Origin of the sequence: Caballeronia sp. LjRoot31 (assembly GCF_964253885.1) — a bacterium.
Lineage (GTDB): Bacteria > Pseudomonadota > Gammaproteobacteria > Burkholderiales > Burkholderiaceae > Caballeronia.
On the sequence record NZ_CAXURX020000001.1, the window covers coordinates 836,762 to 860,171 of the forward strand.

The 23,410-nt window shown below is 60.3% G+C and carries 19 protein-coding genes; 13 read left to right on the forward strand and 6 right to left on the reverse strand.

Annotated elements, in window-relative coordinates; genetic code table 11:
* The first annotated feature begins 69 nt into the window (after positions 1–69).
* The 7 genes from ACSQ8V_RS03510 to ACSQ8V_RS03540 all read left to right on the forward strand — a co-directional run bounded on the left by ACSQ8V_RS03510 (position 70) and on the right by ACSQ8V_RS03540 (position 8,023).
* Positions 70–1,443: an amino acid permease gene (locus tag ACSQ8V_RS03510; protein WP_436204905.1), complete on the forward strand. Its 1,374-nt coding sequence runs from the start codon at positions 70–72 to the stop codon at positions 1,441–1,443.
* An 82-nt stretch (positions 1,444–1,525) separates the two neighbouring features.
* On the forward strand, positions 1,526–2,332 hold the full coding sequence (locus ACSQ8V_RS03515; RefSeq protein ID WP_436204906.1) for a DeoR/GlpR family DNA-binding transcription regulator: 807 nt from the start codon (positions 1,526–1,528) through the stop codon (positions 2,330–2,332).
* 27 nt (positions 2,333–2,359) lie between these two features.
* Complete coding sequence (locus ACSQ8V_RS03520) at positions 2,360–3,256, forward strand: substrate-binding domain-containing protein (RefSeq protein WP_436204907.1); 897 nt, start codon at positions 2,360–2,362, stop codon at positions 3,254–3,256.
* The gene (locus tag ACSQ8V_RS03525) at positions 3,253–4,779 is read left to right on the forward strand and encodes a sugar ABC transporter ATP-binding protein (protein WP_436204908.1); all 1,527 of its coding nucleotides are present in this window, start codon (positions 3,253–3,255) and stop codon (positions 4,777–4,779) included. The genes ACSQ8V_RS03520 and ACSQ8V_RS03525 overlap by 4 nt, the downstream gene beginning before the upstream one ends.
* Entirely contained in the window at positions 4,776–5,768 is a 993-nt protein-coding gene (locus ACSQ8V_RS03530) for an ABC transporter permease (protein ID WP_436204909.1), read from the forward strand. Before ACSQ8V_RS03525 ends, ACSQ8V_RS03530 begins: the two co-directional genes overlap by 4 nt.
* The gene (locus ACSQ8V_RS03535) at positions 5,761–6,735 is read left to right on the forward strand and encodes a tagatose kinase (protein ID WP_436204910.1); all 975 of its coding nucleotides are present in this window, start codon (positions 5,761–5,763) and stop codon (positions 6,733–6,735) included. The genes ACSQ8V_RS03530 and ACSQ8V_RS03535 overlap by 8 nt, the downstream gene beginning before the upstream one ends.
* A 4-nt stretch (positions 6,736–6,739) precedes the next feature.
* A complete protein-coding gene (locus ACSQ8V_RS03540; protein ID WP_436204911.1) occupies positions 6,740–8,023 on the forward strand; it encodes a D-tagatose-bisphosphate aldolase, class II, non-catalytic subunit in 1,284 nt (427 codons plus the stop codon).
* A gap of 15 nt (positions 8,024–8,038) precedes the next feature.
* On the opposite strand, the gene dut is transcribed toward ACSQ8V_RS03540, so the two are convergent.
* The 6 genes from dut to ACSQ8V_RS03570 all read right to left on the reverse strand — a co-directional run bounded on the left by dut (position 8,039) and on the right by ACSQ8V_RS03570 (position 15,261).
* Positions 8,039–8,485 (reverse strand): dUTP diphosphatase, encoded by a 447-nt coding sequence (gene dut, locus ACSQ8V_RS03545; RefSeq protein ID WP_436204912.1) that lies wholly within the window; start codon positions 8,483–8,485, stop codon positions 8,039–8,041.
* On the reverse strand, positions 8,482–9,495 hold the full coding sequence (locus tag ACSQ8V_RS03550; protein WP_436180907.1) for an LLM class flavin-dependent oxidoreductase: 1,014 nt from the start codon (positions 9,493–9,495) through the stop codon (positions 8,482–8,484). The genes dut and ACSQ8V_RS03550 overlap by 4 nt, the downstream gene beginning before the upstream one ends.
* 34 nt (positions 9,496–9,529) lie before the next feature.
* The gene (gene coaBC / locus ACSQ8V_RS03555) at positions 9,530–10,747 is read right to left on the reverse strand and encodes a bifunctional phosphopantothenoylcysteine decarboxylase/phosphopantothenate--cysteine ligase CoaBC (RefSeq protein WP_436204913.1); all 1,218 of its coding nucleotides are present in this window, start codon (positions 10,745–10,747) and stop codon (positions 9,530–9,532) included.
* Between the two features lie 38 nt (positions 10,748–10,785).
* On the reverse strand, positions 10,786–11,286 hold the full coding sequence (lspA, locus tag ACSQ8V_RS03560) for a signal peptidase II (RefSeq protein WP_089163444.1): 501 nt from the start codon (positions 11,284–11,286) through the stop codon (positions 10,786–10,788).
* Positions 11,286–14,120 carry an isoleucine--tRNA ligase gene (gene ileS, locus ACSQ8V_RS03565; RefSeq protein WP_436204914.1) on the reverse strand — a complete coding sequence of 945 codons (2,835 nt, stop codon included), beginning with the start codon at positions 14,118–14,120 and terminating at the stop codon, positions 11,286–11,288. Before ileS ends, lspA begins: the two co-directional genes overlap by 1 nt.
* A gap of 151 nt (positions 14,121–14,271) precedes the next feature.
* Positions 14,272–15,261: a bifunctional riboflavin kinase/FAD synthetase gene (locus ACSQ8V_RS03570; RefSeq protein WP_436180911.1), complete on the reverse strand. Its 990-nt coding sequence runs from the start codon at positions 15,259–15,261 to the stop codon at positions 14,272–14,274.
* Between the two features lie 1,248 nt (positions 15,262–16,509).
* On the opposite strand from ACSQ8V_RS03570, the gene purN reads away from it, so the two are divergent.
* The 6 genes from purN to ACSQ8V_RS03600 all read left to right on the forward strand — a co-directional run bounded on the left by purN (position 16,510) and on the right by ACSQ8V_RS03600 (position 23,363).
* A complete protein-coding gene (gene purN / locus ACSQ8V_RS03575; RefSeq protein WP_436180912.1) occupies positions 16,510–17,160 on the forward strand; it encodes a phosphoribosylglycinamide formyltransferase in 651 nt (216 codons plus the stop codon).
* Positions 17,157–18,458, forward strand: a complete 1,302-nt coding sequence (locus tag ACSQ8V_RS03580) for an RsmB/NOP family class I SAM-dependent RNA methyltransferase (protein ID WP_436204915.1) — start codon at positions 17,157–17,159, stop codon at positions 18,456–18,458. Before purN ends, ACSQ8V_RS03580 begins: the two co-directional genes overlap by 4 nt.
* Before the next feature lie 281 nt (positions 18,459–18,739).
* Positions 18,740–19,936 carry a DesA family fatty acid desaturase gene (locus tag ACSQ8V_RS03585; protein WP_213762349.1) on the forward strand — a complete coding sequence of 399 codons (1,197 nt, stop codon included), beginning with the start codon at positions 18,740–18,742 and terminating at the stop codon, positions 19,934–19,936.
* Positions 19,937–20,096: 160 nt separating this feature from the next.
* Positions 20,097–21,227, forward strand: a complete 1,131-nt coding sequence (nadA, locus tag ACSQ8V_RS03590) for a quinolinate synthase NadA (protein WP_436204916.1) — start codon at positions 20,097–20,099, stop codon at positions 21,225–21,227.
* Positions 21,227–22,111, forward strand: a complete 885-nt coding sequence (nadC, locus tag ACSQ8V_RS03595) for a carboxylating nicotinate-nucleotide diphosphorylase (RefSeq protein WP_436204917.1) — start codon at positions 21,227–21,229, stop codon at positions 22,109–22,111. Before nadA ends, nadC begins: the two co-directional genes overlap by 1 nt.
* A gap of 385 nt (positions 22,112–22,496) precedes the next feature.
* Positions 22,497–23,363 carry a transporter substrate-binding domain-containing protein gene (locus tag ACSQ8V_RS03600; protein ID WP_436204918.1) on the forward strand — a complete coding sequence of 289 codons (867 nt, stop codon included), beginning with the start codon at positions 22,497–22,499 and terminating at the stop codon, positions 23,361–23,363.
* Positions 23,364–23,410: the final 47 nt, after the last annotated feature.

The window sequence follows — 23,410 nt, forward strand, 5'->3', positions numbered from 1 at the left end:
GAAATTTCTCGCGCCGCCTCGCTTTTTTGCGTGCGCATTTGTTGCGGATAATGACTTCAAGAGGTTGATTTGAGCTTTAAACGTGGGTCGTTCGAGACCATCGTAGAACGGGAGAAGGGGCTGCACCGGAGTTTGACCGCCGGACAGATGTCGATGATTGCTATCGGCGGCGCGATCGGAACGGGGCTTTTTTTAGGCAGCGGTTTCGCGATCGGTTTCGCCGGGCCGAGCGTGCTGGTGAGCTATGCGATCGGCGCGTTGATCGCGTTGTTGCTGATGGGCGCGCTGGCCGAGATGACCGTTGCGCACCCGACGTCCGGATCGTTTGGCGCGTACGCGGAGTTTTATATCGGGCCGCTCGCGGGATATCTGGTCCGCTACGCGTACTGGTCGGCCGTCGTGTTTGCGGTCGGCACCGAGGTCAGCGCGGTCGCCGTGTTCATGAAGTACTGGTTCGCGAACGTGCCGGGCTGGTATTGGATCGTGGGTTTTTCCGCCGCGCTGATTGGCGTGAACGCGGCGAGCGTCAAGGTGTACGGCGTGATCGAATACGCGTTTTCGATGCTGAAAATCGTGGCGATCGTCGCGTTTATCTTGCTCGGCGCGGTGTTCGTGTATGGCGCGCCGGTGTCATCCGGCGTCGGGCTGAACAACTTCACGGCGCACGGCGGGTTCTTTCCGCACGGCGTGAAGGGCATGTGGTTCGCGGTCATCGTTTCCATTTTCAGCTACCTGAACATCGAGACGATCGCGGTCGCGGCCGGCGAAGCGCGCGATCCGCAACGCGCCGTGGCCCGGGCTTTTCGCTCGACCGTATTCCGGCTGGTGCTCTTCTATCTGCTCACGCTGGCGTTGATGCTCGCGATTGTTCCATGGACGCAGGCCAGCACCGACGAAAGCCCGTTCGTCAAAGTGATGGCCGCCACGCACGTCCCGTTCGCTGCGGGCGTGATCAACTTCGTGGTGCTCGTTGCGGCGCTTTCCGCGATGAACAGCCAGCTCTACATCACCACCCGCATGATGTTCAGCCTGTCGCGGGCCGGTTACGCGCCGGCGCGCTTCGGGCGTCTGAGCGCGAATGGCGTGCCCACCGCCGCGCTGTCTTTGTCGACCAGCGGCATTGCGCTGGCCACCATCCTCACCGCGTTCTGGCCGGCGATGGCGTTCGGCTTGATGATGTCGCTGGCAATCTTCGGCGCGATGTTCGCGTGGCTGATGATCTTCGTCACGCACCTCTTTTTCCGCGCCCGCTACGACGGACCGGCACTGTCTTTCCGGATGGTGCTGCACCCGTTCGGAAGTTTGCTGGGCGCGGGTTTGATGGCCGCGATCATAATCACCACCGCCTTCACGAGCGAATTCCGCATGACGCTCGTCTATGGTCTGGCATTCATGGTGGTTCTCGTCGCCACCTATCTGCTCTGGTATAGGAAACGCGGGTAAACACCGGCCAGAAACCCCTTTGCATGTCTTTCGTTTCGAAACTAAAATCTTTCGAAACGAAAGTGCAAAGGTGGTGCTGCCCGTGTTGGCCAACAAGAATTCGCTTCATCGGCGTCTGCGTATCGTCGAGCTTGTCCGCAAGCGCGGTGAAGTATCGGTCGACGAACTCGCTACAGCGTTCGACGTGTCCAGCGTCACGATTCGGTCGGACCTGAATTACCTGGAGCAGCAGCGCTACCTCATCCGGGCGTTTGGCAAGGCGCGCTACGTCGCGCAACGGCCCGGCGAGAACCTGCTGGCAGCGGTGCCTCCGAGCGCGACACGGCAGGCCGCCGATATGGCGATTGCGCGCATGGCGGCGGATTTCATCGATGACCACGCGTCGGCGTTCATTGGCGCAGGTCTGATTACGCACAAGTTGCTGCCGCTGCTTGCCGACCGCGCAAACCTCGCGCTGACGCTTAACGACATCGCGATGGTGCCGACCGTCCAGCGTTTCATGCGCTGCGAATTGCGTCTCACCGGCGGTTCGCTCGATGACGATTCCACCGTGCTGCTTGGGCCGGACGCCGAGCGCTCGTTGTTTGCAATGTCGCTGGATCTGGTGGTGCTGGAGGCGAGCGGTATCGACCGCGAGGGCAATTTGCTGTGCGCCGATCCGCGTCTGGCAAGCGTATTCAAAGCCGCGTTAAAAAATGCCAAACGAATCGTAGTCGTGGCTTACCAGCCGGCGCTGCAAGGTGAGGGCGAGGTTTTCTGCCACGTGAGCCGCCTGGGCGGATTGGTACTGGATGACGCCATTGACCCGCCGACACTCGACCTGATTCTCAAAGCTGGACTGGACGTGCATCGGCGGGAAGAAGGGATTCTTGAATTTCATGGTCAGTAACCCTAAACAATAACTGGAGATAGTCACATGTTTCGTCGTCGTTCACTTCTTGCTGTTCTCGTCACCGCGTTCGCCGCAACTGCAACGGCCGCCCAAGCCGCCGATGTAAAGATTGGCGCATCTCTGCTCACGCAACAACATCCGTTTTACGTCGAACTCGCCAATGCGATGAAGGCTGAAGCGGCGAAGGATCACGCGCAGATCGATATCGCGATTGCGAATCAGGACCTGAGCAAGCAGATTGCCGACGTCCAGGATTTCGTGACGAAGAAGGTCGATGTGATCGTGATCTCGCCGGTGGATTCAAAAGGCGTGAAAGCCGCCGTGCTGACGGCGCAGCGCGCCGGGATTCCGGTGATCACCGTCGATATCAGCGCGCAAGGCGTGGAAGTCGCGTCGCACATCGCCACCGATAACTACGCGGGCGGCCTGCAAGCCGGCGCGTTGATGTGCAAGGTGCTGGGCGGCAAGGGCAAGGTTGGTGTGATCGATTATCCGACGGTTCAATCGGTGATCGACCGCGTGACGGGCTTCAAGAAGGCGCTGGAAGCATGTCCCGATGTGAAGATCGTCGCGGTGCAGCCGGGCATCACGCGCGCCGATGCATTGAGCGCGGCGCAGAACATGCTGCAGGCGAATCCTGATCTCGCGGGTATCTTCGGCTTTGGCGATGACGCTGCAATGGCCGCAGCGGTGGCGGGTAAATCGGCGGGGAATCACGTGAAGGTGATCGGCTTCGACGGCATGCCGGAAGCGCGTGCAGCGGTGGACAAGAACCCGAACTTCGTCGGTGTGATTCGTCAGTACCCGGACAAGATGGGCGCGCTCGCCGTGGACACTGCGGTGAAAGTTGCAGAGAAGCAGCCCGTACCGAAGCTGCAACCGGTGACGCCGGGTCAGTATCTGAACGCGTCGGTGAAATGAATACGGTTTTAAACCCGCGCCCGATGGTGCCGCTGCTCGAGTTGCGCGGTATCGCGAAATCGTTCGGTCCGGTCGAGGCGATCAAGGACGTCTCGCTCTCGATTTTGCCGGGCCGCGTTCATACGCTGCTCGGCGAGAACGGCGCGGGCAAGTCCACGCTGATGAAGATTCTCGCGGGCGTTCACGCGCCCACGCGTGGCGAGATTTTGCTGAACGGATCGTTGGCTACGTTTGCGAATCCCGGTGAGTCGCAGAAGGCCGGCATCGCGATCATCTATCAGGAGCTCAGTCTCGCGAAGAACCTGAGCGTGGCCGAGAACATGTTCGCGGGGCACGAGCCGCGGCGTTTTGGCATCGTCGATTTCAAGCGCTTGTATGCACAAGCACAGGCGTTGCTGGATGACCTGGGTATCGATATTGATGCCACTTCGTCCGTCTCGCGACTTTCCATGGCGCAGCGCCAGCTTGTGGAAATTGCCAAGGCGCTGAGCCGCGACGCATCGCTTGTAATCATGGATGAACCTACGTCCTCGCTGAGCGATCGCGAAGCCGAGATTCTTTTTCATATCGTCACGAAGCTGACGGCGACGGGCGCGGCGGTCGTGTATATCTCGCACCGCATGGACGAGATCATGCGTATCTCCGACGACATCTCGGTCATGCGCGATGGTCGCTACATCGCGACATTGCAGAAGGGCGAGACGACTATCGGTGCGTTGATCGCGATGATGGTCGGCCGCGAAATGAGCGATGTGTATCCGCGTCGCGAGACGCCTTATGCATGTCCTTCGTTGCCGTTGCTGAAGGTGAGCAACCTCACACTTCCCGGCCAATTTGAAGACATCAGCTTCGAGATTCACGCGGGAGAAATCCTGGGCTTCTTCGGACTGATCGGCGCGGGACGCTCGGAGGTGATGAAGGCGTTGTTCGGTATCGGCCGGCCAAGCGGCGAAATTACGATGAGCGGCAAGCGGCTGAAGTTGCGCAATCCGGCGCATGCCATTCGCGAGGGCATCGCGTTTGTCACGGAAGACCGCAAGCACGAAGGTCTCGTGCTGATGCATTCGATCGCCAACAACGTGACGATGGCGAGTTTCGAAGAACACGGTTCGCGCTTCGGCATCCTGAACCGCCGCTTCGAACGCGATGAAACCGCGAACGCAATCACGCGCATGAACATCCGTGCATCGGGGCCGTTTCAAGCGGTTGGAAACCTGAGCGGCGGCAATCAGCAGAAAGTGGTGTTCTCGAAATGGCTGGCGTTGAAACCCAAAGTGTTGATCCTCGATGAACCCACGCGCGGCGTTGACGTAGGCGCGAAGTTCGAGATTTATCGCGTGATCCGTGAGCTGGCTTCGACCGGGACCGCGGTCATTCTTGTCTCGTCGGAATTGCCGGAAGCACTCGCCATGAGCGATCGCCTTGTCGTGATGCGCGAGAAACGCATCGTCCATGAATTTGATGCGCATGGTCCAACGCAGGAAGACGTGATGTCGTACGCAACAGGAGCCAAAACAGCATGAACCCGACTCAACTCAGCGGCGCCGCGTCCACGCGCCGCTCGCACGCAAGCGGCGCGCTACAACGCGCGGCCCGGCACTACGGCGGTATCGTCGTCGGGCTGATTGTCCTGTGCGGATTTTTCTGGGCACTGTCGCCGAACTTCATGTCGGTGAACAACCTCGTGAATGTGGTGATGCAGGTTTCCATCATCGCGATCCTCGGGTTTGGCATGACGTACGTGCTTCTACTCGGCGATATCGACCTGTCGGTCGGTGCGACGATGGCGCTCGTCGGCACCGTCTGCGCATTCACGTTGGAGCATGGCGCGTCGCCGCTCGTGGCCGTGATCGCTGCGATGGTGACGGGGCTCGTTTTAGGGGCCGTGAACGGATCGCTGACCGCGTTACTGACGATTCCCTCGTTTATTGTCACGGTCGCCACCATGGGCGTTTTCCGGGGCTTGGCCTACCTCACGTCGAACGGCGTGCCCATTTCCATCGACGATGATCGCTTCGCCTTCCTCGGCAACGGTCTTGTGCTGGGTATTCCGCTGCCGATCTGGATCCTCGCGGTCCTGCTGCTGTTGAATCACTTCGTGCTCTCGCGTACCGTATTCGGACGCAAGGCGTATCTCGCGGGCGGAAACCGCGAGGCGGCGCTGTATTCGGGTATCGATGTCAACAGGCTGCGGATCATGATCTTCATGATCTCCGGCTTGCTCGCAAGCATTGGCGGCGTGCTGATGACCTCGCGGCTTTACTCCGCGCAGCCGAATGCGGGGATCGGCTATGAACTCGATGCCATCGCCGCTGCCGTGCTCGGCGGAACGAGTCTCTCGGGCGGCTATGGAACGATCACCGGGACGCTGATCGGCGCGCTGATTATCGGCGTCATCAACAACGGGATGAACCTGCTCAGCGTTCCGTATTTCTATCAACTCATCGTGAAAGGCATCGTGATCCTGGTCGCGGTGTGTATCGATGTTCAAACGAAGAAACGTCATGCCTAACTCAAACGGTATTCCCTCCAAGAAGCCCGGCACCATCGTCGCGATGGGCGAGATCCTGGTCGAAATCATGGCCACTAAAATCGGCCAGAGCTTTCGTGAACCGGGGACGCTCATTGGCCCGTTCGCGAGCGGCGCGCCGGCCATTTTCATCGATCAGGTCGCGAAGCTCGGCAGCCCGTGCGCGATGATCGGCTGCGTGGGCGACGACGACTTCGGCGTGCTCAACGTCGAGCGCTTGCGCAGCGATGGCGTTGACGTATCCGGTATCGCGGTGCTGAAAGATGCGACCACCGGCAGCGCGTTCGTCACGTATCGCGAGGACGGTGATCGCGACTTCATCTACAACATTACGAACAGCGCGTCGGCGCAGTTGTCGGTGGCGAATCTGCGGGACGATCTGCTCGCGAACTGCGGCAATTTCCACGTGATGGGGTCGTCGTTGTTCTCGTTCCGGATTATCGAGGCGATGAAGCAGGCTATCGAAACGGTGAAGAGGAACGGCGGCACGGTGAGTTTCGATCCGAACATCCGCAAGGAAATGCTGCGGATTCCGGAGATGCGCGACGCGCTCGACTTCATCCTCGACTACACCGATGTGTTCCTGCCGAGCGGTCATGAAGTGACCTTGCTGGCGAGCGCGACGTCGGAGCGCGGGGCGATCGATGAACTGCTGAAGCGCGGCGTGAAGGAAGTGATCGTGAAGCGCGGCGCGGAAGGTTGCAGTTACTTCGATGCCAACGGCGAGACGCATCGGCCGGCCTTCAAAGTGCAGGAACTCGATCCGACCGGCGCCGGGGATTGCTTCGGCGCGACGTATATCAGTTGCCGCGCGCAGGGCATGGACGTGGCTACATCGCTTAAATATGCATGTGCAAGCGGCGCGCGGGCGGTGGGAGTCAAAGGCCCGATGGAAGGAACGGCAACGTTCGCCGAACTCGATACCTTCCTGCAATCAGCCACGGAGTGAAGCCATGAACTCGATCGTTTCGCGTTTGAGCAATGCACACCCGGCGTCGGTGTGGCTGGCTGGCATCTATTCGATTTGCTCCGCGCACCCGTGGGTGCTGGAAGCGGCCATGCGGCAGGCGCTGGAAGACGAGACGCCTTTGCTAATCGAATCGACATCGAATCAGGTCGATCAGTACGGCGGTTATACGGGCATGAAGCCGGCGGATTTCGTGGACTTCGTTCGTTCGATTGCCGAGCGCGTTGGTTTCCCTCATGCACATCTGATTCTCGGCGGCGATCACCTTGGGCCGAACGCGTGGCGTCATCTTCCCGCAGAAGAAGCCATGCATCGCGCCGATGCATTGATCGACGCGTATGCATCGGCGGGCTTCACGAAGATTCACCTCGATACCAGCATGTCCTGCGCCGATGACCCCGAGCGCTTATCCGATGCGGTGGTTGCTGCAAGGGCCGCACGTTTGTGCGCGGTAGCGGAGGCCGCGGTGAAACGTGCGGGTCTCAGCGTGAGTCCAGTGTATGTGATCGGCACGGAAGTACCGGTGCCGGGTGGCGCGGCGGAAGAGCTGGACATCGTTGAGCCAACCTCGCGTGAAGCGGCGATTGAAACGGCCCTGATCCACAAACAAGCGTGGCAAGAACACGGCGTGCACGACACGTGGCCGCGCGTGATTGCCCTCGTTGTGCAACCCGGCGTGGAGTTCGATCACACGAAGGTGATCGACTATGAGCCGGCGCGTGCCGAGTCGTTGAAGAGCGCGCTGGACGATCTGCCCGGCATGGTCTTCGAGGCGCATTCCACGGATTATCAAACGCCCGAAGCGCTAAGCGCTTTAGTCCGCGACGGCTTTCGCATTCTCAAGGTGGGGCCGGGCGTGACGTTCGCATTGCGCGAGGCGTTGTATGCATTGGCCGACATAGAAACGCAGTTGATCGATGCGCATAAACGATCGAATCTGCGCACGGTCGTTGAGCGCGTGATGCTGAGCAAACCGGGTTACTGGGAAAAGTATTATCACGGCGATGCTGAGCAGCAACGCGTGTTACGCACCTATAGTTATAGCGACCGCGTGCGTTATTACTGGGCCGATGCAGAGATCGGCGCAGCGGCGCAAACGTTGCTGGATAACCTGAGCGCTTTGAAGATTCCGGAGAATTTGCTCAGCCAGTTCTTGCCTGAGCAGTATTGGGCGGTGCGCCGCGGGCAGCTGAAAAACGAGCCGCTCGCGCTCGTGCAGGATCGCGTGCGGCAGGTTATCCGAACATACGCGGCGGCGTGCCGCGCTTAATTTCTTCGAACCAGCTCAGTGCTTGCCCGTGCTCCCGAAACCGCCGGCGCCGCGCTCGCTCTGGGCGAAGTCATCGACAATATTGAACGTTGCCTGAACCACCGGCACGATCACCAGTTGCGCAAGGCGTTCAAGCGGGTTCAGCGTGAACGCCGTCGCGCCGCGATTCCACGTCGAGATCATCAACTGGCCTTGATAATCCGAGTCGATCAAACCGACCAGATTCCCCAGCACCACGCCATGCTTATGACCCAAGCCTGAGCGCGGCAGAATCAGCGCCGCATAACCCGGATCTTCGATATGAATCGCAAGTCCCGTAGGCACCAGAGTCGTCTGGCCGGGTTCGAGCGTGATGGGTTCATCGAGGCACGCACGCAGGTCGAGTCCGGCGCTGCCAGTCGTGGCGTAGGCGGGCAGATAGTCGCGCATGCGCGCATCGAGGATCTTGATGTCGAGTTTCATGGGTTCTGTTTGTTGAGTTCGAATGCTTCGGCCAGCAATTCATACGAGCGCATGCGCGCGGGGTAACTTCCCGCGACGGTCAGCACGATCAGTTCGTCGGCGTCGAAGCGTTGTTGAAGTTCATGCAATTGTTCGGTCACGCGTTCCGGCGTGCCAATGATGCTGCGATTTTTTTCCCGCGCAATCACGCTCAGTTCGCGTTCGCCAAATGCCTGGCCCGCACCTTGAGCAATCGATGGAATCGGCATGTTGAGGCCGTACGCCATTTGCACACGACGTAAATCAACCGCGCGTTCCAGTGCGGCGGCTTCTGCTTCGGTATCGGCGCAAATGACGAACACGGCGGCCGCGAGATAAGGCTTCGAGTCGTTGCGCGATACAAACCGGTCGCGATACGCCTCCGCCACCCTGTGTCCATATTGCGCATTAATAAAATGCGCGAACGCGAAACGAATGCCGAGCTGCGCGGCGAGCAGGCCGCCGAAATCGCTGGAACCTAGCATCCATAACTCGGGGCGCGTGGCGATTTCCGGCTGCAATAGCACGCCGTGCGCGAGATGATCTTCGGGCAGCGTGCCGTCGAACAGGCCGACGAGTTCGCCCACTTGCTGCGGGAAAATATCGCCGCGATTGTAGTCGCCGGCGGCCACTGCTTGCGCTGTGCGCATGTCGCCGCCGGGCGCACGGCCAACGCCCAGGTCCACGCGGTTCGGAAACAGTGCCTCAAGCATCAGGAATTGTTCGGCGACCTTGAACGAGCTGTAGTAGGGCAGCATGACGCCGCCCGAACCGATCCGGATGCGCTGGGTAATGCTGCCGATTCGCGCCAGCAATACCTCAGGACATGGATTCGATACCCCGCGCAAACCGTGATGCTCGGCGCACCAGTAACGCGTGTAGCCGAGGTCGTCGGCGAGGCGCGCGAGATCGAGCGTGGCCGCGATAGCGTCAGCGGTGCTATGGCCGTGAATGACCGGCGTTTGATCGAGTACGGAGAGTTTCGTCGTCATGGTCCTGGCAACAGCAATGGGCTAAACCGGCAGGCTAAGACAGCAGTGAACCGCCACGCGGCGCCCGCTTCGCAATCTCGGCAATCAACAAGCGCGCCAGCAGTTTTTTATCGGCGCGCGGCAGACGCGTGATACCCGATGCTTCGAACAGCACGACCTCGTTGTCGTCGAGACCGAAGGTCAGCGGCCCGAGATTGCCGATCAGCAACGGCACATTCTTGCGCGCGCGTTTCTCTTCGCCGTGCACTTCGAGATCGCCGCTTTCCGCCGCGAAACCGACGCAATACGGCGGGTTAGGCAAACGCGCGACGGTCGCGAGAATGTCCGGGTTTTCGACGAACGTGAAGGTGGGCATCGGCTGATTGGCGGTCTTCTTGATCTTGTGCTCGCTGAGGTGCTCAACGCGCCAATCCGCGACTGCCGCTACTGCAATAAAGATGTCCGCATCTGGTGTGGCGTGCAACACCACGTCGTGCATTTGCTGCGCGGTCTGCACATCTTCGCGATACACACCCCAAGGCGTTTCCAACGCAACCGGACCGGCCACGAGATGCACGTCGGCACCGGCCTGAGCCGCCGCACGTGCGAGCGCGAAGCCCATCTTGCCGGATGATCGGTTCGTAATGCCACGCACGGGATCGAGCGGTTCGAAGGTCGGACCGGCCGTAATCAACACGCGATGTCCTTGCAGAATCTTCGGCTGGAAGAATGCACAGATTGCTTCGAATGTCGCCGATGGTTCCAGCATCCGGCCATCGCCCACTTCACCGCACGCCTGCGCGCCGGAATCGGGTCCGAGCACTTGCACGCCGTCCCCGCGAAGTTGCGCAACGTTACGTTGCGTCGCAGGGTTCTGCCACATCTGGCGGTTCATCGCGGGCACGACGAGCAGCGGGCAATCCCGCGCCACACACAGCGTGGAGAGCAGATCGTCGCAATTGCCATGCGCGAGCTTGGCGATAAAGTCGGTGGAAGCGGGCGCGATCACGATTGCATCGGCTTCACGCGACAAATCGATATGCGCCATGTTGTTGGCAATCCGCGTGTCCCATTGCGATGTGTACACGGGACGGCCGGACAACGCCTGCATGGTCACAGGCGTGATGAATTGCGTGGCGGCATCGGTCATCACGATCTGCACGGTCGCTCCGGCTTTCACCAGCAGACGCGTGAGTTCAGCGATCTTGTAGCACGCGATACCGCCTGACAGCCCAAGTACGAGATGCTTTCCTGCGAGTTCTGCGTTGTCCAATCCCGCCTCCATCGTCATGCTTTACCGTGCGAAGAAACTTACTTTGCCCCGCGCACGCGCCGCAATTCATCGAACACGAGCAGCACGGCGCCGATGGTAATCGCACTGTCGGCGAGATTAAACGCCGGCCAGTGCCACGTATTGACGTGAAAATCCAGAAAGTCGATCACATGGCCATACGCAATCCGGTCGATCACGTTGCCAATCGCGCCACCCATGATCAGCGCCAACGCCGTGCAGAACAGCCGCTGCGTGCCGTGCCGTTTCAGCAAATAACAGATCACGATAGCCGCGACCACGCCGAGCGCGGTGAAACCCCAACGCTGCCAGCCGCCGGCGGTGGCGAGAAAGCTGAACGCCGCGCCGCGGTTGTAGATCAGGAACAGGTTGAAGAAGGGCGTGAGCGCGTGCGGCTCGCCATACGTGAACACGCGGGCGACGGCGATCTTCGACAACTGGTCGAAGAGAATCACGATCAACGCCACGCCCAACCACGGCGCGAGTGACCCGCTGCTTTGTTTCGACATCGTTCTTGCCATTATGCTGCGCTCCGCGATTCGCCGTTGCCGAAGAGATTGGTGATGCATCGGCCGCACAATCCAGGATGTTCCGCCGATGCCCCCACGTCCGCACAGTAATGCCAGCAGCGTTCGCATTTCAGATACGTCGATGCAATCACGTCAACGCCTTCTTCCGCTTCGCTCGCCACCTTCACCACCCGCGCCGCCGATGTGATCAGCACGAAGCTGAGGTCATCACCGAGACTGGTCAACGCGTTGTACCGTGCGCCGCTCGCCCGTACGTCCACTTCGGCCTGCAGCGACGAACCGATCAAGTTGGCCGTGCGCGCTTCTTCCAGTGCCTTCGTAACGTCGCTGCGCGCCGAGCGGATCAGCGTCCACTTGTCGAGCAACTCGCCGGCCTCGGGCACTTGCGGATACGTGTGATACACCTCGGTGAAAATGGTATCGCGGCCAGGTTGCAGCACCTTGTACGCCTCTTCCGCCGTGAACGACAGATACGGCGCGACCAGCCGCAGCAAACCGTGCGCAATGTGATGCAACACCGTCTGCGCCGCGCGGCGTTCGCGCGAATCGGGCTTCATGGTGTAGAGCCGGTCCTTCAGCACGTCCAGATAGAAACCGCCGAGGTCTTCCGAGCAGAACGTCGCGAGCTTCGATACAACCGGATGGAACTCGAATTTCTCGTAGTGCGCGAGCACATCGTCCTGCAGGTTTTGCGCGAGGGCGACGGCGTATTTATCGATTTCCAGCCAGTCTTCCACCGGACGCGCGTTCTTCTCGAAGTCGAAATCGGAGAGATTGGACAAGAGGAAACGCAACGTATTGCGAATTCGCCGATACGTCTCCGTCACGCGCTTCAGGATCTCTTCGGAGATCGCGAGTTCGCCCGAATAATCCGTCGATGCAATCCACAGGCGGATGATTTCCGCGCCCAGCCGGTTCGACACTTCATGCGGATCGACGCCGTTACCCAGCGACTTCGACATCTTGCGGCCTTCGCCATCGACGGTGAAACCGTGCGTGAGCAGCGCGTTGTACGGCGGCCGGCCGTCGAGCATGGAGGCGGTAAGCAGAGACGAATGGAACCATCCGCGATGCTGGTCCGAGCCTTCCAGATACAAATCCGCCGGGAATTGCAGCGAATCCTTGTGCGAGCCGCGCAGCACGTGCCAATGCGTCGTGCCGGAATCGAACCACACGTCGAGCGTGTCGCGATTCTTCTCGTACATGTTGGCTTCATTGCCGAGCAGTTCCGCCGGATCGAGCGTTTGCCACGCTTCAATACCGCTCACTTCCACGCGCTTGGCCACTTCTTCGAGCAGTTCCAGCGTACGCGGATGCAGTTCGCCGGTTTCCTTGTGGACGAAGAATGCCATCGGCACGCCCCATTGACGTTGCCGCGACAGCGTCCAGTCAGGCCGGTTCGCGATCATGCTGTACAGGCGCTGCTTGCCCCATGCCGGGAAGAACGCCGTGTTCTCGATCCCTTCCAGCGCCGTCTCACGTAGCGTGCGCGACGTATCGTTGGGCTTCACGTCCATGCCGGCGAACCACTGCGATGTCGCGCGATAGATGATCGGCGTCTTGTGGCGCCAGCAGTGCATGTAGCTGTGCTTGTACTTCTCGGTTTTCAGCAGCGAATGTGCGCCGCGCAAGGCTTCCACGATCTGGTCATTCGCTTCCCAGATCGAGAGTCCGCCGAACAACGGCAACGATTCGATATATCGCCCGTCGCCCATGACCGGGTTGATGATGTCCGAGTCCGTCATGCCATGCGCCTTGCACGACACGAAGTCTTCCACACCATATGCCGGCGACGAATGCACGATCCCCGTGCCGCTCTCAGTCGTCACGTACTCGCCGAGATACACAGGCGCCGTGCGTTTATAGCCGGGGTGGGCCGCGCTTAACGGATGATGAAAGCGCAGGCCGCTCAACTTCTCGCCCGTCGTGGTCGCGATGGTCGAACCCGTGAGGCCGTACTGCTTCAGGCATTCTTCCACGCGATCTTCGGCCAGGATCAGCAGGCCCTTTTCGGTATCGACGAGGCTATAGACGATCTCCGGATGCACATTGAGCGCCTGGTTCGCGGGGATGGTCCACGGCGTGGTGGTCCAGATCACCACGCCGCCTTCCTGCTTAGGCAACGCGTTCAGGCCGAACGCCTGCGCCGTCTTTTCCGGCTCGGCAAAAGCGAACAGCACGTCGATGGTCGGATCGACCTTGTCCTGATACTCGACTTCGGCTTCAGCCAGCGCCGACCCGCAGTCGAAACACCAGTTCACCGGCTTCAGCCCGCGATACACATAACCCTTCTCGAGGATCTTCCCCAACGCGCGGATTTCGCCCGCTTCGTTGGTGAAATTCATCGTCTTGTACGGATTGTCCCAGTCGCCGAGCACACCAAGGCGCCGAAAGCCGAGCTTCTGCTTTTCGATCTGCGCGCTCGCGTAGGTGCGCGCTTTTTCCATCACTTCGCGTGCCGGCAGCGACTTGCCGAACTGCTTCTCGATCTGGATTTCGATCGGCATGCCGTGGCAATCCCAGCCGGGGACATAGACCGCATCGAAGCCCGCCAGATTGCGCGCCTTCACGATCATGTCCTTCAGGATCTTGTTCACCGCGTGCCCGAGGTGGATGTCGCCGTTTGCATACGGCGGGCCGTCGTGCAGGATGAACTTCTTGCGACCCTTGCTGGCGGCGCGGATTTTTTCGTAGATCTTGTTGTCCTGCCATTCCTTCACCCATTGCGGCTCGCGCTTGGGCAAGTCACCCCGCATGGGGAACGGCGTATCCAGCAGATTGACCGGATATTTCGACTGGGGCTTGGCTTCTTTCTTGTTGCTCATGGATGACTCGATATCTATTCGATGAAGCGGCGGTGAGGCGGCGGTTCCAAGCGGACAAGCTCGGGAACGGGCTCGAAGATGCGTATTTAGCGAGGCAGCGGGCAGCGCGTCGGGGGCTTTATTGGCAATCTAAGCTCCCGGCGCCACGCGCTCACCTAATTCGATCGGTGGCCGAGATGGCGAAACCGCTGTCGCGGCCACTTGAGTTCACGTCTGCAGCGAAATACGCGCGGGCGTTGGTCACGTCGCGCGCGATGGCTGCCGTCAGGGTTTCGAGGTCCACGTATTTTTCCTCGTCGCGCAGCTTTTTCAGGAATTCGATACGCACGAGCTTGCCGTACGCGTCGCCATGCCAGTCGAGCACGAAGGTTTCGAGCAGCACGCGGCCGGAATCGTCCACGGTTGGGCGCAGTCCGAGGCTCGCCACGGCGGGCAGCGGGTCGGGTCCGAGCCCATGCACGCGCACGACGAAGATGCCTGCGAGCGCCGGCCGCTTGTGGGCGATCGGCATGTTGAGCGTGGGAAAGCCGAGATCGCGGCCGAGCTTTTGCCCGTGGACCACGTGGCCGCTGATCACGTAGGGGCGGCCGAGTGCGACGCGGGCGGCGTCCAGATCACCGGCTACCAGCGACGCTCGCACGCCCGAACTCGAAATGCGCGCGCCGTTAAGGTCCGCGACCGTTGCCATTTGTTCGACTTCGAAGCCGTGTTTGCGTCCGGCTACTTGCAACGATTCGAAATCGCCGGCACGTTTGGCGCCGTAGCGGAAGTCGTCGCCGATCATGACCCAGCGCGCGTGCAGGCCGTTCACGATCACGTTTTCGACGAACGTATCGGGCGGCTGGCTGGCGAAGGTGTGATTGAAATGTTCGACCACGACGCGATCCACGCCGTTTGTGCGCAGCGCTTCGAGTTTGTCGCGCAGCATGGCGATGCGGGGCGGTGCGCCGGCGGGATTGAAGAATTCGCGGGGATGCGGCTCGAAGGTCATCACGCAGACCGGCAGTCCGCGGGCGTCCGCGGCGGCGCGCACGTGGGCGAGCAGCGCCTGATGGCCTCGGTGGACACCGTCGAAATTGCCGATGGTCAGCGCACAGGGCGCGCGGCTTTCGGCATTGGGTAGGCCGCGAAAGACTCTCACGATATCGGTTGGGTCGGCGGTTGGCGGTTAAATGGGCGGGGGCACTGCCCGTTGGGGCACTGCGCGTGCAGCGCGAAGCCGCAAAGCGTTCGATTATAAACGTTCAGGGGCGGTGGGGGTTTCGTTCGCACTTGGTCGGGCGGGGTTTTGGGGCTGGAGCGCCCGGGGACGGTTTGGCGGTTGGTGGTCGGGGTGTTCGGTTCCGGGGTTAGCGGTCGGAGTCAATGCCGGGTTGCTGCTTTCGGCGTTAGCGGTCTGCGAGAGTCGGATTTTCTCTTTATCACTATTAGCCACTGTGCGTGGCGGCACGTCATTTCTTTGTCCAAAGCGACAAAGAAACGAAGCAAAGAAAGCGCTTTCAAACCACGCTACCCTAAGTGTCCACAGCGTGCAGTTTTGATTCATGGGTGCCCCAAAAGCACGGTGCTCGCCAGAGCGGAGGATGTGTGAACCCCTCCTTCTCGCGAATCCTGACACGAACACGCTTCGCCCCGTACGCTCTCGGGCAAGCACCAGTTGCCAAGGAGCCAGTACGGCCTCACGCGTACTCGTAGACTCGCGCTTGCCAATGAACACGTCTCGCCACCCGTGCTCTCGGGCAAGCACGAATTGACCAGGAACCAGCACGGCCTAACGCGTATTTGCTTCTACGGTTCTTCGTGGGTTAGCCGCTTGGTCAGTGCGGTTATTTTCGTAGGCTATGGCCTTACGCATCTTCGCGGCCCCATTTCTTGGCGGGTTGGCGGCGTGGTCCGTCATGCGCACAAAGTTGGAGGGAGGTCGTCCGCGGATAGCGCGGGGTGCCCCTTGGGCAGGTTCAATCACTGGTGGCGAAGCGTGTGGGTATCGGTGTTCGGAGAAAGAGGGGTTCACACATCGGTGGCTCTGGCGAGCACCGTGCTTTTGGGGCACCCATGAATGAAAACTGCACGCTGTGGACACTTAGGGTAGAGCGGTTAAAGCGCTTTCTTTGCTTCGTTTCTTTGTCGCTTTGGACAAAGAAATGACGTGCCGCCACGCACAGTGGCTAATAGTGATAAAGAAAAAATCCGACTCTCGCAGACCACTAAGGCCGAAAGCACCAACCCGGCACTGACCCCTGACCGCTAACGCCGAAACCACCAACCCAGCACTGACCCCCGACCACTACCCCCCAGAACCGACCACCCCGCCCCCAAAGCCCGACCAAGTGCGAACGCCCATCCCCGAACGATCTGCCCGGCCCTCCTTGAATGATAAAATCCGCGGATGAAAAAAATCGTCATCCTGATTTCCGGGCGGGGAACCAATATGGAAACCGTCGTGCGGGCTTGCGCGCGCGACGGCTGGCAGGCGTTGGTGGCCGCCGTCATATCGAATCGCCCAGACGCCGCCGGGCTTGCGTTCGCGGCGGAGAATGGCATCCCGGCAACTGTTGTGGATCACCGTGATTTCACCACGCGTGAAACCTTCGATCAGGCGCTTGCACGCGTAATCGACGGCTTCGAGCCAGATCTCGTCATGCTCGCAGGCTTCATGCGCGTACTGACCGACGCCTTCGTAGAACGCTACGCAGGGCGCATGATCAATATTCACCCGTCGCTGCTGCCGTGCTTTCCAGGGCTCAAAACCCACCAGCAAGCACTCGATGCCGGCGTGCGCGTGCATGGCGCAAGCGTCCATTTTGTAACGCCGACGCTGGATCATGGCCCTATCGTCGCGCAGGCGGCGGTGCCGGTCATGGCCGGCGACGACGCCGCCACGCTCGCTGCGCGGGTGCTGGCTGTCGAACACATTATTTACCCACGCGCGGTGCGCTGGTTCGTCGAAGGGCGTCTTGCCATCGACGGCGAGCGTGTCGTGCTCACGCCACCAGAGCCGCAATGGCTCTTTGCCGACATTGCCGGGGAGGGCGTATGAGGCTTCATGGATTTTTGATAGGACAAACAGAGACGTTGCTGGCAGACGTTCTACGCTTCAGCGGCCCCGCCGACGCGGCTACCAGCCGCTTTTTCCGTGCGCATCCGAAGCTCGGCCACAACGAACGCGGTGTGATCGCCGAAGCGGTGTTCGCCGTCCTGCGCCGCAAGATGGAATTTTCGCATCTCGCCGAAAGCGGCAGCGGCAACCTCGCGCGGCGTCTCGCCTTGCTGGGCTTGATGCAGACGGCGGGGTTATCGGCGGTAAAGCCCTTCATTTCCGCCGATGAATACCAGTGGCTCAACCAGGTATCGAAGATCGATCCGGGCAGCTTGCCGGTGCGGGTGCGGACCAATTTGCCGCAGTGGATCTACGACGCCATGACGAAGCGCTTCGATACCGAAGAGCTCGCCTTGCTCGCCGCCGCGCTGAACTACCCGGCACCGCTCGATTTGCGCGCAAACCCGATCAAGGCGACGCGTGAACTGGTCATCAAGACGCTGACCGAAGCCGGTATCGATGCAGGCGAAATGCCGTATGCCCCGTTTGGCGTGCGTGTGGACGGCAAGCCGGCGTTGACGCGCCTGCAACCGTTCCAGGATGGCTGGATCGAGGTGCAGGACGAAGGCAGCCAGCTTTTGTGCTCGCTGGTTGCGCCCCGGCGCGGCGAGATGATCGTCGATTTCTGCGCGGGCGCGGGCGGCAAGACGCTGGCGCTCGGTGCAATGATGCGTTCCACGGGCCGTCTCTACGCCTTCGACGTGTCCGACCGCCGGCTTGCCAAACTCAAGCCACGCCTGGCTCGCAGCGGTTTGTCGAATGTGAATCCGGTCCTGATCGACAGCGAGCACGACGCCAAGATCAAGCGCCTGGCCGGCAAGATCGACCGAGTTTTGGTCGACGCGCCGTGTTCCGGCCTCGGCACGTTGCGCCGTAATCCGGACCTGAAATGGCGCCAGTCGCCGGAATCGGTGGCGGAATTGACGCCGAAGCAGTTGTCCATCCTGACCAGCGCGGCGCGGCTGGTAAAAGTGGGCGGCCGTCTCGTCTACGCAACATGCAGCATGCTGGAAGCGGAAAACGAGGGCGTGGTCAACCAGTTCCTGGCAACGCATCCGGGCTTCAAGCTGGTTCCGGCGCGCGAGGTGCTGGCTGAACAACGCATTGACCTCGACACGGGCGACTACCTGCAACTTTGGCCGCACAAGCACGGCACGGACGGCTTCTTCGCTGCCGTACTTGAACGGTTGCCAGTTGCCGCGAAGGAAGCCGTAGTTGAGGAAGCCGCAGAGGAATAAGTAATATTTGCTCGGTTTGGCCGGCGGAATCGGGAAGCGATCCCCGGCCAAAGCTTTCAAAAGCGGGAAATTCGTGTTTACCGCACTAAACAGCAACGCGATTTAGCGGTCAAATTTCCTGTTGACCCTGCGCGAAATCAAAATTTTCCCTAATCGACACAAAGACTTGGAACGCATGACGTAAAATGCCGTCGAACCACGTGCATAATCCTTTCATGCACCCAACAGCCGTCGATTCGGTTTTCGTTCGGCTATTTTTTCCGCCTTTCAGGTAAATTGCCTTGCTGAATTCATCGCTTCAGTTTCTCGCCAACGGATTGCTCGACCTTTCGTGGTGGCAGATCTTGCTGTTCACGCTCGTGATGACGCACATCACGATCATCGGCGTGACCGTCTATTTGCATCGTTGCCAGGCGCACCGCGCGCTGGAACTGCATCCGGTCGTCAGCCACTTTTTCCGCTTCTGGCTTTGGGCCACCACCGGCATGCTGACCGGACAATGGGCGGCAATCCATCGCAAGCATCACGCTAAATGCGAGACCGAAGAAGATCCGCATAGCCCGCAAACGCGCGGCATCTGGAAAGTCTTGCTTGAAGGCGCTGAACTTTATCGTTCGGAAGCCAAGAACGAAGAAACCATGCGCAAGTTCGGTCACGGCACGCCGAATGACTGGATGGAACGCAACGTCTACACGCGCTACCCCATTCTCGGCATCAGCATCATGATGGTCATCGACATTGCGCTGTTCGGCTTTGTGGGACTGACAGTCTGGGCCGTGCAGATGATCTGGATTCCGTTCTGGGCAGCGGGCGTAGTCAACGGACTCGCGCACTGGTGGGGTTACCGGAACTTCAATTCGGCGGACGCCAGCACGAACATCTTCCCGCTCGGCATCCTGATCGGCGGTGAGGAACTGCACAACAATCATCACACGTATGCAACGTCGGCCAAGCTGTCGAACAAGTGGTACGAATTCGATATCGGCTGGATGTATATCCGCATCATGTCGGCGTTCAAGCTGGCCAAGGTCAAGAAGATCGCGCCTACGCCGCGTCTGTCGGCTTCCAAGCCGGTGCTCGATCACGACACGCTGCAAGCCGTGCTGTCGAATCGCTATGAAGTGATGGCGCGTTATGGCAAGGCAATGAAGCGTGCGTATCGGCAGGAATTGTCGAAGCTGAAAGAAGGCGGCTCCGCCGACAAATATCAACTGATGCGTGGCGCTCGCAAGTGGGCGCACAAGGAAGAGGCGGGTCTGGACGAGCCGCAACGCCAGCAGTTGCCGGCGCTGTTCTCGGACAACCACAAGCTGCGCACCTACATTGAATTGCGTCAGGATCTGGCCGCCATGTGGGACCGTTCCAATGCGTCGCGCGAACAACTGCTCGCGCAATTGCAGGACTGGTGTCACCGGGCGGAACAGAGCGGCATCAAGGCGCTGCAGGACTTCGCGTCACGCCTGCGACGCTACGCCTGACGGCAGCAACCGCGCCGACCTTCGTCATCGATATCCGTTAAAATTTCATGACGTCACAAGACCCCGCTCTGGCGGGGTTTTGTCGTTTTGGGGCCTGGTTTTCACGACAGGTTCACGACGGATTCACGGCGTATTCACGAGACACGGAGACGAGGAAGCGATGGAGCAGGCGATTAAAAGCGTCGAGTACGACCGGCCGCAGGGACTGACATGCGGCATCGGGCAGGCGTGGGCGAAAGTGCCGGACGCCCCGTCGCGCGAGGAAAAGCGCGAGTTGAAGGAGCACATCCGCGCGTTGCTCGTGCGCGAGAAAGCGGTGTTGGTCGCGCATTATTATGTCGATGCCGAGTTGCAGGAACTCGCCGATGAAACCGGTGGCTGCGTAGCGGATTCGCTGGAAATGGCGCGTTTCGGGCGCGATCACGCGGCACAGACGCTGATCGTGGCCGGTGTTCGTTTCATGGGCGAGACCGCGAAAATCCTCAGCCCCGAAAAACGCGTGCTGATGCCCGATCTCGACGCCACGTGTTCCCTCGACCTGGGTTGCCCCGCCGACGAATTCTCCGCTTTCTGCGATGCCCATCCCGATCGCACGGTCGTGGTGTACGCAAACACCAGCGCTGCGGTGAAAGCACGGGCGGACTGGATGGTGACATCGTCGATCGGGTTGGAGATCGTTGCTGATCTGCATGCGCGCAGTGAAAAGATCCTCTGGGCGCCCGACCGGCATCTGGGCGGTTATATCCAGAAGAAAACCGGCGCCGACATGCTGTCGTGGCAAGGTTCGTGTCTTGTCCACGATGAGTTCAAAGGCATCGAACTCGATCTGCTGCGCGCCGAGTATCCCGATGCAAAAATCCTCGTTCATCCGGAATCGCCGGAAGCGGTGGTCGCGTTGGCTGACGTGGTGGGTTCAACCACGCAGTTGATCGATGCGGCGGTGAGGCTTGAGGCGAAGCGGTTTATCGTCGCGACGGATCTTGGAATCCTGCACAAGATGCGGCTTGCGGCGCCGGACAAGGAGTTCATCGAAGCGCCAACGGCCGGGAACAGCGCGACCTGCAAGAGTTGCGCGCATTGCCCCTGGATGGCGATGAACGGCCTTGCGAACCTGGCGGCCGTATTGGAACGCGGCCACAACGAGATTTTCGTTGATTCCCAGATCGCGGCGCGCGCACGGTTGCCGATCGACCGCATGCTCGATTTCGCTGCCCGTCACAAGAAGCGCGTGCAGGCAAGCGGTGATCTCGCGAAGGATGTTTCGTTGTTTTCAAACGTAGGAGCGGCGTGATGGCGGCGAGTCAGTTGGTTTCTCCCTTGCTTGAAGAAATCCGGGCCTTGTACGGCGCTGTGTTCGATCAGGCGCTTCAGCGCAACGTCACCGATGCACTGACAGAAGATATCGGCGACGGAGACCGGACCGGGCTTCTCGTGCCTGCCAACGTGCAGCGTACGGCACGCGTCACGGTCCGCGAGGAAGCGGTGTTGTGCGGCGTTCCGTGGTTCGAAGCGGTGATGCGCCGGGTGGATGGATCTATTCACGTGGAATGGCTGTATCGCGAAGGGGCGCGAATGATCGCCAATACGCCCGTGGTTCTGTTGCACGGGCCGGCGCGCGCGCTGTTGACGGCCGAGCGTAATGGACTGAATTTCCTGCAGATGTTGTCGGGGGTGGCGACCGCGACGCGTCGTTATGTTGATGCAATCGAAGGGACGCGGGCGCGGATTCTCGACACGCGCAAGACCTTGCCGGGTTTGCGTCTGGCGCAGAAGTACGCCGTGCGGGTGGGCGGCGGCGCGAACCAGCGGCTGGCCCTTTACGACGGCATTCTGATCAAGGAAAACCACATTGCCGCGGCGGGCGGCGTGGGTGCGGCGATGGATGCGGCGCTCGCGCTGAATGTCGGCGTGCCGATTCAGATTGAAGTGGAGACGCTCGAACAGCTTGAAACGGCGCTGGCGCATCGGGCGGAATCGATCCTGCTCGACAATTTCGCCTTCGATGCCATGCGCGATGCCGTGCGGCTGACCGCCGGCCGGGCGGTGCTGGAAGTGTCCGGCGGTGTGAACTTCGATACCGTGAGGACGATTGCCGAGACCGGCGTGGACCGAATTTCCATCGGCGCGCTGACCAAGGACGTGCGGGCCACGGATTATTCGATGCGGCTTGAATAGCGGCGTGATGCCCGGTTGCTGTTTTCAGGCTGGGTGAACAGCCTGAAAGCAGCAATCCCGCACCGGCTCCGGCCGCTGCGCTCAAAACCAATCCGCCACAGGTCACCGCCGGCCGAGCAGCAATCAGCCGGCATTCTTCTCCCATTGTGTCTAGACAACTTCAATAAACCTTAAAACAAATCGAACGACCGCCCGTCAAATTCCCTGCATCAACCGTAGTAAAGCCTCCGTAAGCCTTATCCATCAAGCTCCTCAGTATTTTCCCTAACTTCCCCTGCTTAGGCGAAAAAAACGTTGCCAGTCCTTTTTGTTCACTCCATGCTTGTATATACAAGTTGGCGTTCGCCACTTGATCCAACAACCTTCGTGGAAGAGTGGCTTAACAATGACAGGCAAAACGAAATTGCTCGCCCGGCTGGCTGCATCGGTGGCCGTTGGTGTAATCGCTCTCGGCGCTGCCAGCGCCCAGGCAAAAGACTGGAAATCCGTCACGATCGCCACTGAAGGCGCGTACGAACCGTGGAACCTGACGCTTCCCGGCGGCAAGCTCGGCGGCTTTGAGCCGGAACTGATCGAGAACGTCTGCGCCCGCATCAAGATCCAGTGCAACTTGGTCACGCAAGACTGGGACGGCATGATCGCCGGCCTGCAGGCAGGCAAGTTCGACGTGCTCATGGACGCCATTTCGGTCACGCCGGAACGCGAGAAAATCATCGCTTTCTCCACGCCGTACGCATCGACGCCCGCCGCTTTCGTGTCCGCCGATCAAAGCCCGTCCGCGCTCGCGAAGCAACCCGGTGCAGGCCAGACCGTCAAGCTGACCGGTGACGCCGCGCACGACAAAGCCACCGTCGATGCACTGCGCGTCGCGCTGAAGGGCAAGACCATCGGCATCCAGTCGGGTACGGTCTACACCAAGTTCATCGATACGAACTTCAAGGACGTCGCGACCATTCGCGAATACAAGACCGCGCCGGAGCATGACCTCGATCTGGTAGCCGGCCGCATCGACGTGGCTTTCGACGACAGCACCTACTGGGCGTCGGCATTCACCAAGCCGGAAAACAAGGGTCTCGCGTTCACCGGCCCGAAGATCGCCGGAACGGTTTGGGGTCCCGGCGAAGCGCTGGCATTCCGTCAATCCGACAAGGATCTGAAGGCCAAATTCGACCAGGGCATCCAGGCGGCACTCGCAGACGGCACGGTCAAGCGCCTCTCGCTGAAGTGGCTGAAGGTCGACGCCACGCCTTGAGGCGCTGTTGATTCACGAAGCCCTGGCGAGCGCGCCTTTGTAACCCG